The sequence below is a fragment of the Catellatospora sp. IY07-71 genome (assembly GCF_018326265.1).
Classification (GTDB): domain Bacteria; phylum Actinomycetota; class Actinomycetes; order Mycobacteriales; family Micromonosporaceae; genus Catellatospora.
In genome coordinates this window covers 7,103,859-7,118,578 of sequence record NZ_AP023360.1, presented here as the reverse complement: position 1 = coordinate 7,118,578, position 14,720 = coordinate 7,103,859, and the positions used below count along the sequence as shown (strand labels likewise).

Annotated in this window: 13 protein-coding genes; 8 read left to right on the top strand and 5 right to left on the bottom strand. The window is 73.3% G+C overall.

What is annotated here, in order from left to right:
• Window position 1: 1 nt before the first annotated feature.
• Window positions 2-526, bottom strand: coding sequence for a hypothetical protein (locus CS0771_RS31655; protein ID WP_212844415.1), 525 nt, complete (start codon window positions 524-526; stop codon window positions 2-4).
• A gap of 163 nt (window positions 527-689) precedes the next feature.
• On the opposite strand from CS0771_RS31655, the gene CS0771_RS31650 reads away from it, so the two are divergent.
• From CS0771_RS31650 to CS0771_RS31640, 3 genes are read left to right on the top strand one after another with little or no spacing between them, the layout of a single operon-like run.
• Complete coding sequence (locus tag CS0771_RS31650; RefSeq protein ID WP_212844414.1) at window positions 690-1,712, top strand: tripartite tricarboxylate transporter substrate binding protein; 1,023 nt, start codon at window positions 690-692, stop codon at window positions 1,710-1,712.
• Window positions 1,712-2,212 carry a tripartite tricarboxylate transporter TctB family protein gene (locus tag CS0771_RS31645; RefSeq protein WP_212844413.1) on the top strand — a complete coding sequence of 167 codons (501 nt, stop codon included), beginning with the start codon at window positions 1,712-1,714 and terminating at the stop codon, window positions 2,210-2,212. Before CS0771_RS31650 ends, CS0771_RS31645 begins: the two co-directional genes overlap by 1 nt.
• Window positions 2,209-3,753 (top strand): tripartite tricarboxylate transporter permease, encoded by a 1,545-nt coding sequence (locus tag CS0771_RS31640; protein ID WP_212844412.1) that lies wholly within the window; start codon window positions 2,209-2,211, stop codon window positions 3,751-3,753. The genes CS0771_RS31645 and CS0771_RS31640 overlap by 4 nt, the downstream gene beginning before the upstream one ends.
• A gap of 40 nt (window positions 3,754-3,793) precedes the next feature.
• Here the strand turns inward: CS0771_RS31640 and CS0771_RS31635 are convergent, their stop codons facing one another.
• Window positions 3,794-4,477, bottom strand: coding sequence for a response regulator (locus CS0771_RS31635; protein WP_212844411.1), 684 nt, complete (start codon window positions 4,475-4,477; stop codon window positions 3,794-3,796).
• Window positions 4,474-6,027, bottom strand: coding sequence for an ATP-binding protein (locus tag CS0771_RS31630; RefSeq protein ID WP_212844410.1), 1,554 nt, complete (start codon window positions 6,025-6,027; stop codon window positions 4,474-4,476). Before CS0771_RS31630 ends, CS0771_RS31635 begins: the two co-directional genes overlap by 4 nt.
• A gap of 38 nt (window positions 6,028-6,065) precedes the next feature.
• Here CS0771_RS31630 and CS0771_RS31625 point away from each other — a divergent pair, with 38 nt between their 5' ends.
• A complete protein-coding gene (locus CS0771_RS31625; RefSeq protein ID WP_244871148.1) occupies window positions 6,066-7,043 on the top strand; it encodes a tripartite tricarboxylate transporter substrate binding protein in 978 nt (325 codons plus the stop codon).
• Here the strand turns inward: CS0771_RS31625 and CS0771_RS31620 are convergent.
• Window positions 7,032-9,578, bottom strand: a complete 2,547-nt coding sequence (locus CS0771_RS31620; protein ID WP_212844409.1) for an AMP-binding protein — start codon at window positions 9,576-9,578, stop codon at window positions 7,032-7,034. The genes CS0771_RS31625 and CS0771_RS31620 overlap by 12 nt on opposite strands.
• A 120-nt stretch (window positions 9,579-9,698) precedes the next feature.
• Here CS0771_RS31620 and CS0771_RS31615 point away from each other — a divergent pair, with 120 nt between their 5' ends.
• From CS0771_RS31615 to CS0771_RS31600, 4 genes are all read left to right on the top strand, one after another.
• The gene (locus tag CS0771_RS31615; protein ID WP_212846148.1) at window positions 9,699-10,748 is read left to right on the top strand and encodes an iron ABC transporter substrate-binding protein; all 1,050 of its coding nucleotides are present in this window, start codon (window positions 9,699-9,701) and stop codon (window positions 10,746-10,748) included.
• 68 nt (window positions 10,749-10,816) lie between these two features.
• A complete protein-coding gene (locus CS0771_RS31610) occupies window positions 10,817-12,349 on the top strand; it encodes an iron ABC transporter permease (RefSeq protein ID WP_212846147.1) in 1,533 nt (510 codons plus the stop codon).
• The gene (locus CS0771_RS31605; protein WP_212844408.1) at window positions 12,346-13,386 is read left to right on the top strand and encodes an ABC transporter ATP-binding protein; all 1,041 of its coding nucleotides are present in this window, start codon (window positions 12,346-12,348) and stop codon (window positions 13,384-13,386) included. The genes CS0771_RS31610 and CS0771_RS31605 overlap by 4 nt, the downstream gene beginning before the upstream one ends.
• A 55-nt stretch (window positions 13,387-13,441) precedes the next feature.
• The gene (locus CS0771_RS31600) at window positions 13,442-14,056 is read left to right on the top strand and encodes a hypothetical protein (RefSeq protein WP_212844407.1); all 615 of its coding nucleotides are present in this window, start codon (window positions 13,442-13,444) and stop codon (window positions 14,054-14,056) included.
• 5 nt (window positions 14,057-14,061) lie between these two features.
• Here the strand turns inward: CS0771_RS31600 and CS0771_RS31595 are convergent, their stop codons facing one another.
• A complete protein-coding gene (locus CS0771_RS31595; RefSeq protein ID WP_212844406.1) occupies window positions 14,062-14,631 on the bottom strand; it encodes a DinB family protein in 570 nt (189 codons plus the stop codon).
• Window positions 14,632-14,720 lie beyond the last annotated feature (89 nt).

Sequence of the window (14,720 nt, the reverse complement as noted above, 5' to 3'; positions counted from 1 at the left end):
GTCAGGCCGCGCGTTCGCGGCCGTCCGCGCGCTGGGCGGGGAGCTGGTGCAGCCAGACCACCAGCGCGCGCAGGATCTCCCGCTCGAACGCGACGCGGGCGGCCTCCGTCGCGGAGGCGGCATGAGACTCCAGCTGCCCCTGCCGCACCCGCAGCAGCGCCTGCGCCCGCGCGGTGAACTCGTCGAAGTCGGCCTGGTCGGCGTCGAGGGCGAGCAGCCCCTGCAGGACCAGGTCCTCGGCGGTCGCGTCGGCGTCGACGGTGATCAGGCGGGCCTTCTGCCGGCGGCGGCCGGCCTCGGTGACCGAGAGCATGGTGCGGTTGGCCAGCCGTGCCGACACGGGCAGGGAGCGGTCCTCGGCCAGGTCGCCGCTGCGGCGCAGCCGGCTGACCGCCGCGAGCACGCGGGGCAGGCCGACGGCGGCGCGGGCGTCGACGATCCGCTGGTGGCGGGCGTGCAGGTCGAACGCGGTCGACGGCTGCTGGTGGAGCAGGACCAGCAGGACGTCTTCGAGCGTGAACGTCATGCGGCCTCCTCAACTTCTACAGGATGTAGAAGTTAACAGAACGCGGCGCTGCGACCAGAAAGACCAATACGCTCTCAGTCTTCACAAGCGTGACCGCGGTCACGGGCTCCGGCATGGTGCGTAACACGTTTGCCACACCGATGTGACAGGAGCACAACCCCTCATGCTCAGACGTACTCTCGTGGCCGCCCTCCCGGCGCTGCTGCTGGCCACGACCGCGTGTGCCGAGCAGTCGGTCGGCGACCCGAACGCCCCTGCGGGCTCGGCGGTCGCGTACCCGAGCAAGACCCTGCAGATCATGGCCCCGGCCGGCGCCGGCGGCGGCTGGGACACCACCGCCCGCACGCTGCAGCAGGCGCTGCAGGGCGCCGGGCTGCTCGGCGGCCAGTCCGCCGAGGTCCGCAACGTCACCGGCGCGGCCGGCACGATCGGCCTGGCCGAGCTGGTGACCAGCCACAAGGGCGACGCCCACCAGCTGATGGTGACCGGCCTGGTGATGGTCGGCGGCGTGGTGACCAACAAGTCGCCGGTCGACCTGTCGCAGACCACCCCGATCGCGACGCTGACCGCCGAGTCCGAGGTCATCGTCGTCAAGTCCGACTCCAAGTACCAGACGCTCAAGCAGCTGGTCGACGACGTCAAGGCCGACCCGACGTCGGTCAAGTGGGGCGGCGGCTCCGCCGGTGGCACCGACCAGATCCTGGTCGGGCTGCTGGCCAAGGCCGCGGGCGCGGACGCGTCGACGGTCGCGAAGCAGTACATTGCCTACTCCGGCGGCGGCGAGACCAAGGCCGGTCTGCTGTCCGGCGACATCAGCGTCGCGGTCTCCGGCACCAGCGAGTTCGCCGACCTGGTCAAGGCCGGTACCGTGCGGGCGCTGGCGGTGTCGAGCGCGACCGGCGGCGACGCCGGGCTGGGCACCCCGACGCCGAGCATCAAGGAGTCCGGCTACGACCTGGAGCTGATGAACTGGCGTGGCCTGGTCGCCCCGCCCGGCATCAGCGACGCGGAGCAGGCCGCCGTCATCGCGATGGTCGACAAGCTGCACGCCTCGGCGCAGTGGCAGCAGGCGCTGGCCGACAAGAAGTGGACCGACTTCTACCGCACCGGCAACGAGGCGACCACGTTCTTCGCCGACGAGCACACCCGGATCAAGGCCGTGCTGACCGAGATCGGCCTGGGCTAGTGTCCGGCGCTACGAACACCCCGGGGGCGGCCAAGGCCGCCCCCGGGCCCATCATCGCCGCGGGCCTGCTCTTCGCCGTCGGGGCACTGCTGTTCAGCCAGGCCCTCGCGCTGGCCGCCGACCGCGGGTATGCCCCGTCCGGCCCCGCGCTGGCACCGGTCGTCGTGACCGGGCTGTGGGTGCTGGTGTCCCTGGCCTACCTCGCCGAGTCCATCAAGGCACGCGACGCGGCGGCCGAGGGCGCGGGCAGCTGGCGTACGCCGTTGCTGCTGCTGGTCGCGCTGGTCGTCTATGCGCTCGTGCTCAAGTACACCGTCACCGGTTACGTCCTGGCCACCGCCGCGTTCATCCTGGCCACGGCGCGGCTGCTGAGCAGCCGCCCGGTCCGGGAGGTGATCGTGCGGGACCTGCTCGTCGCGGCCGGCCTGTCCGTGGGCGTCTATCTCGTGTTCACCCGCCTGCTCGGCATCGTCCTGCCCGCCGGAGTGCTGCCCCTATGAGTTCCCTGTCCCATCTGTTCGACGGCTTCGCCTCCGTGCTGAGCCCGCAGAACCTGCTCTACGCCGCGATCGGCGTCACCATCGGCACGCTGGTCGGCGTGCTGCCCGGCATCGGCCCGGCGCTCACCATCGCGCTGCTGCTGCCCGTGTCGCTGCAGCTCGACGACCCGACCGGCACTCTCATCATGTTCGCGGGCATCTACTACGGCGCCATGTACGGCGGGTCGACGACCTCGATCCTGCTCAACACCCCGGGCGAGTCGGCGTCGGTGGCCACCTCGATCGAGGGGTACCGGATGGCCCAGCGTGGCCGTGCCCGCGCCGCGCTGGCCACCGCCGCGATCGGCTCGTTCGTGGCCGCGACCATCTCCACCGTGCTGCTCGCGTTCGTCGCCGAACCGATGGCGGGTTTCGCCGTCACGTTCCGTGCCTCGGACTACTTCGCGCTCGCGGTCCTGGCCATGGTCACCGTCACCGCGCTGGTCGGCGCGTCCCTGCCCCGCGGCCTGATGTCGCTGACCTTCGGGCTGTTCCTCGGCCTGGTCGGCATCGACTCGCTGACCGGCCAGGCCCGCTTTACCTTCGGCGTGCCCGAGCTGCTCGACGGCGTCGACATCGTCACCGTCATCGTCGGCCTGTTCGCCATCGGCGAGACCCTCTACATCGCCTCACGCCTGAAGGACCTGCCGGCCAAGGTGGCGCCGCTGGAGCCGGCCAGGGGCGGCTTCGCGTGGCTGAGCCGCCAGGACTGGGCCAGGTCCTGGCCCGCGTGGCTGCGCGGCACCCTGTTCGGGTTCCCGTTCGGCGCGCTGCCCTCCGGCGGGGCCGAGATCCCGACCTTCCTGTCGTACACCGTCGAGAAACGCCGCTCCAAGCACCGGGACGAGTGGGGCAACGGCGCGATCGAGGGCGTCGCCGGGCCGGAGGCCGCCAACAACGCCTCCTTCTCGGGCGTGCTCGTGCCGCTGCTCACGCTCGGCATCCCGACCTCGGCCACGGCCGCGGTCATGCTCGCCGCGTTCGGCTACTTCGACCTGTCGCCCGGACCGCAGCTGTTCGAGAAGTCCCCGGACCTGGTCTGGGCGCTCATCGCGTCGCTGTTCGTCGGCAACGTGATGCTGCTGGCGCTGAACCTGCCGCTCATCCGGATCTGGGTCAAGGTCCTGCAGATCCCGCGGCCGCTGCTGTACACCGGCATCCTGGTGTTCGCCACCCTCGGCGTGTACGCCGTGTCCGGCAGCGTCGTCGACGTGCTCATCGCGTACGCCATCGGCGTGCTGGCGATGTTCATGCGCCGGTTCGACTTCCCGATCGCGCCGGTGATCCTCGGGCTGATCCTCGGGCCGATGATGGAGACCCAGTTCCGGCGGGCGCTGCTGCTGTCCGACGGCGACCTGTCGGTGTTCGTCACCCGCCCGCTGACGGTGACCCTGCTGTCCCTGGCGCTCGTCGCGCTCGCCCTGCCTCACCTGCCGAAGATGTGGACCCGGCTGCGCGGCGGCAGCGGCGCCCGGCGCCTGTCGTTCGCCGAGGACGACTGAGATCGGCGGGCTGTGCCGGAGTGTTGCCGGCACAGCCCGCTCACCGCTGCGAGCCGGTGCCCTGCCAGGTGTAACGGTGCTCCGGCCGGCCGGCGCCGCCGTACCGCAGCCGCACCTCGGCCCGCCCGGACCGCACCAGGTGCTCCAGGTAGCGGCGGGTGCTGACCCGCGACAGCCCGGCCAGCTCCGCGCACTCCACCGCCGACAGGTCCCGCCCGCTGTCGCGCAGCACCCCGGCGACCAGGTCCGCCGTGGCGGGGGACAGGCCCTTGGGCAGCGCCGCCCCGGACTGGCCGGTCAGGCCGAACAGCCGGTCGACCTCGGCCTGGCCCACCCGCGGCTGCTCCGCCAGCCGCCGCACCCGCGCCGTGTACCGCTCCAGCTGCTCGCGCAGCGTGTCGGCCGCGAACGGTTTGATGATGTAGTGCACGACCCCGCCGTGCAGCGCGGCCCGGATGGTGTCCACGTCACTGGCCGCCGTGATCGCCAGCACGTCCACCGGGTACGCCGCCTCCCGCAGCCGCCGCAGCACCTCCAGCCCCGAGATGTCGGGCAGGTAGATGTCCAGCAGCACCAGGTCCGGCCGCAGCCGCTCCACCGCCGCCAGGGCCTCCACGCCGGTGTGCGCCGCGCCCACCACCGTGAACCCCTCGACCCGCTGCACGAACCCGGTGTGGATCCGCGCCACCATGAAGTCGTCGTCGACGACCAGCACCCGGGTCATGCGGGCTCCCGCCGCGGCAGCCGCGCCGCGAACGCCGCGCCGTCGACCGTCACCGAACCGCCGCGAGCGGCGCAGATCTGGCTGATCAGGGCCAGGCCGATGCCGCGCGGGCGCTCGCCGTCCTTGGTGGTGTAGCCCCGGGTGAAGACCGCCTGGGCCAGCTCGTGGGCCACGCCGCTGCCCGAGTCGTGCACCCGCACCTCCACCTCGTGGTCGTCCTCGCGGATCAGGACCCGCACCCAGCCGCCCGCCGGAGCCGCGTCGATGCCGTTGTCGATCAGGTTGCCGATCACGGTCACCAGGTCCGCGACCAGCTGCCCGTCCGGCAGCGCGGACAGCGCGGACGCGTCGTCGAGCGCCAGCTCCACGCGCTGCTCGGCCGCCGCGCTCGCCTTCGCGATGAGCAGCGCGGCCAGCGCCGGATCGGCGATGCGGGACTGCACCCGGTGGCTGAGATCCTCCTGGGCCTGCCCGGCCCGGATGATGAAGTTCACGGCGTCGTCGTACTGGCCGAGCTGGATCAGCCCGGAGATGGTGTGCAGCCGGTTGGTGAACTCGTGCGCCTGCGCGCGCAGGGTGTCGGTCGCGTGGCGGCTCAGGTCGAGCTCGCGTTCCAGCGAGGTCAGCTCGGTCCGGTCCCGCAGGGTGGTCACCGAGCCGACCGTACGGCCCTGGACCAGGACCGGCATCCGGTTGAGGACCAGCACCCGGGACTGGAACAGCACCACGTGGTCTGGTTCGCCGCCGCCCTCGGTGAGCAGCTGCAGCAGGTCGTCCGGCACCCCGAGGCCGCGCAACGGCTTGCCGGCCACGTCGCCGGGCAGGTCCAGCAGCCGGGCCGCCTCGTCGTTGGCCAGCGTCACCCGGCCTGCGGTGTCGAGACCGAGCAGGCCCTCCTTGAGGCCGTGCAGCATCGCCTCCCGGTGCTCGACCAGCCCGGCGATCTGCCGCGGCTCCAGCCCGAGGGTCTGCCGCTTGACCCGCCGGGCCAGCAGCAGCGAGCCGCCGACCCCGAGCGCGGAGCCCAGCAGCAGGTAGGTGAGCAGGTCCGGAGTGGCCTCGGCCAGCAGCTGCGGCCACGACGGGTAGGTCTGCCCGGCCACGACCAGGCCGAGGATCCGCCCGTCGGCGGGGTCGATCACCGGCGCGTGCGCCTCCAGCACCCGGGCCGGGGTCAGCACCTCGCCGTGCCAGCCCTTGCCGGTCAGCCCGTCGCTGCCGCCCAGATCGGCCAGGCGCCCCGCGTCCGGGCCCGTCAGCAGGCGGCCTTCGGCGTCGGTGAGCACCACGAACGAGACCCCGTTCGCGCCGCGGGCGGTCTCGGCGGCGGCGGCCAGCGAGTCGTACCAGACGTCCGGGCCCATACCCTGGCGGATCGTGTCGTTCCAGGCCAGGCTCTCGGCGATGGAGCGCAGCTTGGTGCCCTCGTCGCTCTCGAAGGCGGCCTGCGCCTCGGCCATCGACACCGCGGCGACCGCGCCGACGGCCAGCAGCACGATGCCGAGCTGGAACAGCAGCAGCTGCCTGGCCAGGGAGAACTGCCGGCGCACGGTCCCTCCCAAGGCTCGGGCACCGCTAGGGTGGGCGGATGCTTCGTCGTACCGTACTCGCTGCTCCGCTGCTGGCAATGCTGGCTGCGGGTGGCTGCGGTGCGGACCGGGAGCCCGATCTGCGGCTGATGGTGCCCAACGCGCCGGGCAGCGGCTACGACATCACCGCGCGCACCGTCGCGACGGCGCTGCACGCCGCCGACGTGCACCGCAGCATCGAGGTGTTCAACCTGCCCGGCGCCGGCGGCATGGTCGGGCTGCAGCGGCTGGTGTACGAGCGCGGCAACAGCGGCCTGATCATGCTGATGGGGCTCGGGCTCGTCGGAGCCCAGCACACCCTGCCCGTCCCGGCCCGGCTGTCCGACGTGACGGCCCTGGCCCGCCTCATCCAGGAACCCGAGATCGTCGTGGTCACCCGCGACTCGCCCCTGACCTCGCTGGCCGACCTCGTCGAGGCGTGGCGGGCGGACCCGGTGACGCTGTCGGTCGGCGGCGGCTCGTCCCGCGGCGGGCCGGACCACCTGGCGGCGATGCTGATGGCCGACGCGGCCGGGATCGCCCCGCCGACCGTGCGCTACCGGCAGTTCGACGGCGGCGGCGCGCTGCTCGCCGCGATCCTGGGCAAACGGGTCGCGTTCGCGGTGTCCAGCCTCGGGGAGTACGCCGAGCAGATCGAGGCCGGGCAGCTGCGGGTGCTCGCGGTGACCGGCCGTGGCCGCGCGGCCGGGGTGGACGCGCCGACGCTGCTCGAATCCGGGCTGGACGTGGTGTTCGACAACTGGCGCGGGCTGGTCGCGCCGCCGGGGCTGTCGGCGCAGCAGCGGGCCGTGCTGTCGGACATGGTGGCGCAGCTGCGGGCGTCGCGGGCCTGGCGGGAGGCGCTGGCCGGGCACCGCTGGACCGACGCCTACCAGGACGGCGAGGAGTTCACCTCGTTCCTGCGGGAGCAGGACGAGTCGGTCACCCGGATCCTCGACGGCATGGGCCTGGCGCTGCCCGGCGCGTCAGGCCGCTGACCGCTGGACGGCCGGGGCGGTGGCCGGGCGCCGCCAGAGCTTGTGCAGCCTGGCCGCGGCACGGGGCACCGTCAGCGCGTACCCGATGCCGAAGACCAGCGACGCGAGCAGCGCCAGCGGCCGGGAGGTGTCGTCGATGGGCCGGAAGATCTGCCAGTGGGTCAGGTAGATGTACATCGAGCTGGTGGCCAGCAGCGCGGCGACCCGGTTGAGCAGGGGCAGGCTGGGCAGGTCGGTGATCCAGACCAGGACCAGCAGGCCGGCGACGATGACGGCCTCGCGGCCCGCGTCTGCGAACAGGCCGGGCACGGTGGCGACCACGGCGGCGCTGACGGCCACCCGCTGCCAGGTGCGCTCCGCGCGGGCGATCGCCCAGCCCAGCGCGAACAGCCAGAACACCACGACGGGGGTCGGCAGCTCGACGCCGGGCACGAGCTGGTAGCGGGCGATCAGGCCCACTGACGCCAGGGCGAGGGGCAGCGCGAACGGCCGCCGCCGCTCCAGCCGGTCGAACGCGGGCAGGCACAGCGCCGCCAGCAGGATCAGCAGGTAGTAGACCAGCGCCTCGACGAACCAGAAGTGCCACCAGTAGTTGTCGGCGTGCTCGGGCGCGAACAGGTAGCCGAGCAGGAACACGCTGGCCGGTTCGTAGTCGTCGGTGAGCAGGTACATCGCGCCGATCCAGGTGACGGCGCCCAGCACGATGCGGGCCGTGCTGCGGGCCAGGTGGCGTACGCGTTCGCGGCGTTCGGCGGTGGTGAGGTGGAAGCGGGCGAAGTTGAACCCGGCCACCCCGATCAGCACGTGGGCGCCGCCGGGCAGGTCGAAGACCTGGATGTGGCTGCCGACGATGAGCACGATCGCGATGGCGCGCAGCGCGACGGTCGTGTCGACGCGCACCCGCCGCCGGGCCGGGACCGGGTCGGCGGCTGTGGCGGTGTGCTCGGCCACTGCGGCCAGTTCGCCCACCGGTGTCGTGTGCCAGCGCTCCGGCAGGCGGCCGAGCAGCTGCTCCAGCTTGATCGACATGTCGACGTAGGACAGGGAGTCGCCGCCGAGGCTGACGAAGGTGTCGGTGTCGCGTACGTCCTGGTGGCCCAGGACCCTGGCGAAGGTCCGGTGGACGTCGCTGCGCAGGGCGGGTGCCGGGGTGTCGTCGGGCGGGGTGGCCAGCGCCCGTACGGCCTGGTAGTCGGGTTTGCCGGAGGCGAGGCGGGGCAGTTCGGCGACGGCGGCGGTGTGGATCACGCGGGCGGGCAGCCCGTGGGCCTCGGCGACCAGGTGCCGGACGTGCTCGGGGGAGTGGCCGCCCTCGTAGGCGATCGCCAGGATGTCGTCGTCGCCCGCGCAGCCGGCGGTGATGCCCGACTGGCGCAGCCGGGCCTCGATCTGCTGCAGGTCCAGGCGCAGGCCGAAGATCTTCGTGAACCGGCTGCGCCGCCCGACGATCTCGAACAGCCCGCCGGGGGTGCGCCTGGCGAGGTCGCCGGTGCGCAGCTCGTGCACGGTGCGCCCGAGCGCCAGGTCGGCGGGGCTCTCGGCGTAGCCGAGCATGACGTTGGGGCCGCGGTAGACCAGCTCGCCGACGCCGTCCGGATCGTCGCCGGCCGGGCTCAAGTGCAGGCTGCCGCCGGGGACGGGCACGCCGATCGTGTGCGGGCTGTGTTCGGCGAGTTCCGGCGGCAGGTATGCCATCCGGGCGGTGGCCTCGGTCTGGCCGTACATGACGAACAGCTCCCAGCCCGCACGGCGGCCGAGGGCGGCGAAGTGGCGCACCCGCTGCGGGTCCAGCCGCCCGCCGGCCTGGGTGACGTAGCGCAGGCTCGGCAGGGTCATCCGGTCGAAGCCGACCCGGTCCAGCAGCTCGAACGTGTAGGGCACCCCGGCGAAGCTGGTCGCGCTGTGCGCGGCGAACAGCCGCCAGAAGTCGGGCTCCACCACCGACAGCTCGGTGAGCAGCAGCGACGCCCCGCGCAGCAGGTGACTGTTGATCACGGAGAGGCCGTAGCAGTAGTGCATCGGCAGGTTGGTCGCCGCCCGGTCGTCGGCGGTGAGGCCGAGGTAGGCGCCGATGGATTCGGCGTTGGCCTGCAGGTTCTCCTGCGACAGCCGGACCAGCTTGGGTGAGCCGGTCGACCCGGAGGTGCTCAGCAGCAGCGCGAGGTCCGGGTGGAGTTCGTGCGCGGAGGTGGCACGCACCTCGTGGACCGTCTCGCCCGCCACGACATCGGGGTCGTAGGCGGCGCGCAGCGCCTCGAACGCGGTCGGGCTGTCGCCGGGCGCGAGCAGCACGGGGTGCCCGGCGGACAGCGCGGCGAGGTAGTTGACCAGCGCGTGCACGCGGTTGGCCCCGGTGACCATGACCAGCCTGCGCCGGGTGCCCAGCCGCGTGGCGCGTTCCGTGACCAGTCTGGCCAGGTCGCGATAGGTGAGCACGCCCGCGTCGGTGATCAGCGCGGGGCGGTCGCCGTGCAGCGCGAGGTCCCGGGCGAAGGGGACGCCGGAGGTGGACGGGTGGGCGGCTACCAGAGTCATGAGGGGGCCTTAGGGCAGGCTTACCGAATCTAGGTTAGGATTTCCTAACTTCTACAGCCTGTCAAACCTGGGAGAGGAGACGGCGTGCGTACCAACCTCCGGCGCAGCACCGCCTCGACGATCGGCAACGGTGCGCCACGCAAGACCGCACCCCGCACGGCCACGGCCGCCTTCCTCGCCGCGGCCGTGCTCCTCGCCGCGGGCCTCACCGCCTGCTCGGGCAGCGAGCCCAAGGACGTCACCGTCTACAGCGGACGTACCCAGAAGCTGGTCCAGCCGCTGATCGACGAGTTCACCAAGAAGACCGGCATCACCGTCGACGTGCGCTACGGCACCACCGCGCAGATGGCCGCGCAGCTGCAGGAGGAGGGTGACAAGTCGCCCGCCGACGTGTTCCTCTCCCAGGACGCCGGGGCTCTCGGCGCCGTCGCCAAGGCCGGGCTGCTCGCCCAGCTCCCGGCCGAGCTGCTCGCCAAGGTCCCCGCCCCCTACCAGCACACCGGCGGCCAGTGGGTCGGAGTGACCGGGCGGCTGCGGGTCTTCGCGTACAACGCCGACCAGGTCAAGCCCGCGGAGCTGCCCAAGTCGGTGCTGGACGTGACCGGGCCGCAGTGGAAGGGCCGGCTGGGCGTCGCGCCGACCAACGCCTCGTTCCAGACGTTCGTCACCGCCATGCGCGTGCAGCACGGCGACGCCAAGGCCAGGGAGTTCCTCAACGCGATCAAGGCCAACGAGCCGCAGATCCGCGACAACAACATCGTCATCGTCGGTGAGATCAACGACGGCAAGCTCGCGGCGGGCCTGGTCAACCACTACTACCTGTTCGAGAAGGCGGCCGAGCTCGGCCTCAGCCCCGACCAGCTCAAGGTCAAGCTGCACTACTTCGGCGACGGCGACACCGGCGGCCTGCTCAACGTCTCCGGCCTCGGCCTGCTGAAGAAGGCCACCGGCAACGACAAGGCCAGGCAGTTCATGGACTACCTGCTTGGCGCCGACGGCCAGACCTACTTCGCGACCAAGACGTTCGAGTACCCGCTGATCCCGGGCGTGCCCGCCGCTCCCGGCCTGCCCGTGCTGGCCGATCTGAAGATCCCGCCGATCAACCTCAACGACCTCGACACCCTCGCCGCCTCCGTCGAGATGATCAAGAGCTCGGGGCTGACCTCCTGAACACCCCCACCGCAACCGGACGGCGGGCGCGCACCGGCGCGCCCGCCCCGTACCGCGTCCGCCACCGGCTGCGGCGGTTCGCCCCGCGCCCGGCGCTGCTCACCGGCAGCCTGGTGGCCGTCGCCGTCGCCCTGATCCCGCTGGTCTACCTGGGCGTGCGCACCACCGAGGCGGGCGGCGCGCGCATCCGCGCCGAGCTGCTCACCCGCACCACGCTCGACCTGGCCGCCGTCAGCCTGGCGCTGGCCGCGGTCGTCACCGCCGGCTGCCTGCTGCTCGGCGTCGGCACCGCATACCTGGTCACCCGCACCGACCTGCCCTTGCGGCGCACGTTCGGCGTCGTCGCGGCACTGCCGCTGGCCATGCCGACCTACGTCGCCGCGTTCGGCTGGGTGTCCGTCGTCGACGGCTTCCACGGCTTCTGGCCCGCCGCACTGGTGCTGACCTTCTGCTCCTACCCCTACGTCTACCTGCCGACGGCCGCGGCGCTGAGCAGCGTCGACCCCGCCACCGAGGAGGTGTCGCAGTCGCTGGGCCGCGGCGCCTGGGGCACCTTCACCGGCGTCACCCTGCGCCAGATCCGCCCCGCCGTCATCGCCGGCGGCCTGCTCGTCGCCCTCTACGTGCTGTCCGACTTCGGCGCCGTCGCGCTGCTGCGCGTCAACACCTTCACCCGCGCCGTTTTCACCTCGTTCGACCTCGGGTTCGACCGCACCGGGGCGCTGGTCCAGGCCACCGCCCTGGTCGCGGTCACCCTCGTCATCCTCGGCGCCGAGCTGGCCGTGCGCCGCCACGACACCCGATACGCCAAGGTCGGCGCCGGAGCGCGCCGCCCGCCGCACATCCTGCGCCTCGGACCGTGGCGCGCAGCGGCCCTGCTGACCGTGGCCGCCGTCGCCGCGGGCAGCTTCGCCGTGCCCACCGCCGCGCTCGTGCACTGGACGGCCGAGGGCGTGTCCCGGCCGGGATCGCTCGCCGAGATCGCCACCGCGGCCGGCAACTCGATGGGCGTGTCCGCGCTCGGCGCCGCGCTGACCATGCTGCTGGCCCTGCCGATCGGGCTGCTGACCGCCCGCGCGCCCGGCCCGCCGGCGGCGGTGCTCGACCGGCTCACCTACCTCACCCACGCGCTGCCGGGACTCGTCGTCGGGTTGTCGCTGGTGTTCTTCGGCATCAACGTCGCCTACCCGCTCTACCAGACGCACTGGCTGCTCGCGCTGGCGTACGCCACCCTGTTCCTGCCGCTGGCCGTCGGCGCGGTCGCCTCGGCCGCCGCCCAGTCCCCGCCCGGCCTCGAAGAGGCCGCCCGCTCGCTCGGCCGCGGACCCTGGGCGGTGCTGCGCACCGTGACCCTGCCGCTGACCCTGCCCGGCATCGGCGCGGGCGGCGCACTGGTGTTCCTCACCTGTATGAAAGAGCTGCCGGCCACCCTGCTGCTGCGGCCCACCGGCATGGACACCCTGGCCACCGAGCTGTGGACGCACACCTCCGTGGCCGCCTACGCCGCCGCCTCTCCGTACGCGGCGCTGCTGGTCCTCCTGTCGGCGGCACCGGTGCTGGTGCTCGCCCGCCGCGCCCTGACCCCCGGAGGCAGATCGTGAACGCACTCGTCGTCCGCGCCGCACACAAGGCATTCGGGCAGGTGAAGGCCCTCGACGGCGCCGATCTGGCCGTGCCCGCCGGGACGCTCACGGCAGTGCTCGGCCCCTCCGGCTGCGGCAAGACCACCCTGCTGCGCTGCGTCGCCGGCTTCGAGCGCCTCGACGCCGGTGAGATCGCCCTCGGCGACCGGCCCGTGTCCGGACCCCGTGCGCACGTCCCCGTCCACCGGCGCGGCGTGGCCGTCGTGCCGCAGGACGGCGCGCTGTTCCCGCACCTGGACGTCGCCGGCAACGTCGGCTACGGTCTCGACGCCGCCACCCGCCGCGCCGGCCGCATCGACGAGGTCCTGGAGCTGGTCGGGCTGGCCGGATACGGCAGCCGGCTGCCCCACCAGCTGTCCGGCGGGCAGCAGCAGCGCGTCGCCGTCGCCAGGGCGCTCGCGCCCCGTCCCCGCCTGGTCCTGCTGGACGAGCCGTTCAGCGCGCTGGACGCCGGGCTGCGCGCCGAGGTGCGCGCCGTCGTACGCGGCGCCCTGCGGGCCGACGGGGCCACCGCCGTCCTGGTCACCCACGACCAGGGCGAGGCGCTGTCCATGGCCGACCAGGTCGTGGTCATGCACCGGGGCCGGGTCCGCCAGCAGGGCACCCCGCTGCAGGTGTACCGCACGCCCGCCGACGCGTGGGTCGCCGCGTTCGTCGGCGACGCCGTGCTGCTCACGGCGACGGCCGAGGGCGGCGGCGCGCGTACCCCGCTCGGCGCGCTCGACCTGCACCAGCCGTGCACCGGCAGCGCGACCGTGCTGGTGCGGCCCGAGCAGATCCGGGTGCTGCCGCCCGGCGACCCGGCCGCCGCGGTGCCGGCCACCGTGCGCCGGCATCTGTTCCACGGCCACGACGCGGTGCTGGACCTGACCCTCGACGACGGGACGCCGGTCACCGCGCGGCTGCTCGACGAGCCGCGGGAGTTCGTCCCGGGGACCCGCGTCGCGCTCGCCGTCAGCGGACGGGCGCACGCGCTGCCCGCCGGCGCCGCGTGACCGCCGCATCCGCGGGCGCGGCAACCTCTGCCCCGGGCGGTGCGTCTGCAGGACTATGAGGACTCCTCGCGCCATCTGCCATGGGACGCCGGCGCTCGCCGTTTCGCTGGCACTGGCCACCGCGCTGTCCGGCTGCGCCGGTCAGCGGGAGGGCGACCCGTCCGGCACCGGCGGGCACGCCACCGCGGGCTGCTCGTCGCCCGCGCCCGCGCCGAGCCCGATCGAGACGGCCGGGGCCACGATGTACGGCAGCATCGGCGCCCTCGATCAGGCACTGGCCGAGATCCGGCGCGCGGCGGAGGACCGCTTCGCCGACGTGTTCGCCGGTGTCTGGGTCGTGTCGGAGGAGGGCCACGCCATCGTGTACCGGGTGCCCTCGGCCGAGTTCGACGCCTACGCGGAGTCGGTCTCCGGCGGGCAGTGTCTCTACCTGCGCGACGCCGACCACAGCCACGCCGCCCTGCTCGCGCTGGTCAGGCGGATCAGCGACGACACGGCGTACTGGCGCGAGCGGGGCATCACCGTGCACGAGACCAGCCCGCGCTACGACGGATCCGGCGTGACGGTCGGCGTCGAGCAGGTCGAGCAGGCCCGGATCGAGCTGCCGAAGCGGTACGGCACGCGGATCCCGATCGAGGTCGCGGAGTCGCTGGGCTTCGTGCCGCTGTGACGGTCCTACGGGAGCCGGTACTCGTACGCGGCTCCGGGCGGGTCCTCGCCCACGCGTCCGTCGATCGTCTCGCGGATGAGGTCGGCGTGGCCGGTGTGCCGGGCGTACTCCTCGATCATGTCGACCAGCAGCCGCCGCATGGTGAGCAGCGCGCCGTCCGGCGCGGTGTACACGGTGTCCACGTCGGTCTGCGACAGCACGGCCGCGACCACCTGCCGTGACCGGTCGACGGCCTGCTCCCACAGCTCGTAGAGGTCGTCGGCGGTGTCGTCGGCGGCGGAGCGCCACTCCCAGCCCGGCTCGGCGGTCAGCTCCGCCTCGGCCCACGGCGACGGCAGCGGCGCTCCGGCCAGGTCACCGGTGAAGTTGACGTCCTCCATGTAGGCCAGGTGCTTCAGCAGCCCGCCCAGGGTCATCGCCGAGGCTCCGACGCTCGCCCGCAGCGCGGTGTCGTCCAGGTCTGCGCACTTCCACCCGAACGTGGCCCGCTGCCGCTCCAGCGAACCCAGCAAGGTCTCCGCCTCACCGGCCACGGCCGGCGGCTCCGGATAGCCCTCCACCTCGACACTCGTCATGGGCGTCGCCTACCCCGCGACGGAGCCCGGCAACCGTGCCCGGCCGCCGGGGGACACCGCCTAGGCCATCGCGGTGCGGCTGCCGGGGT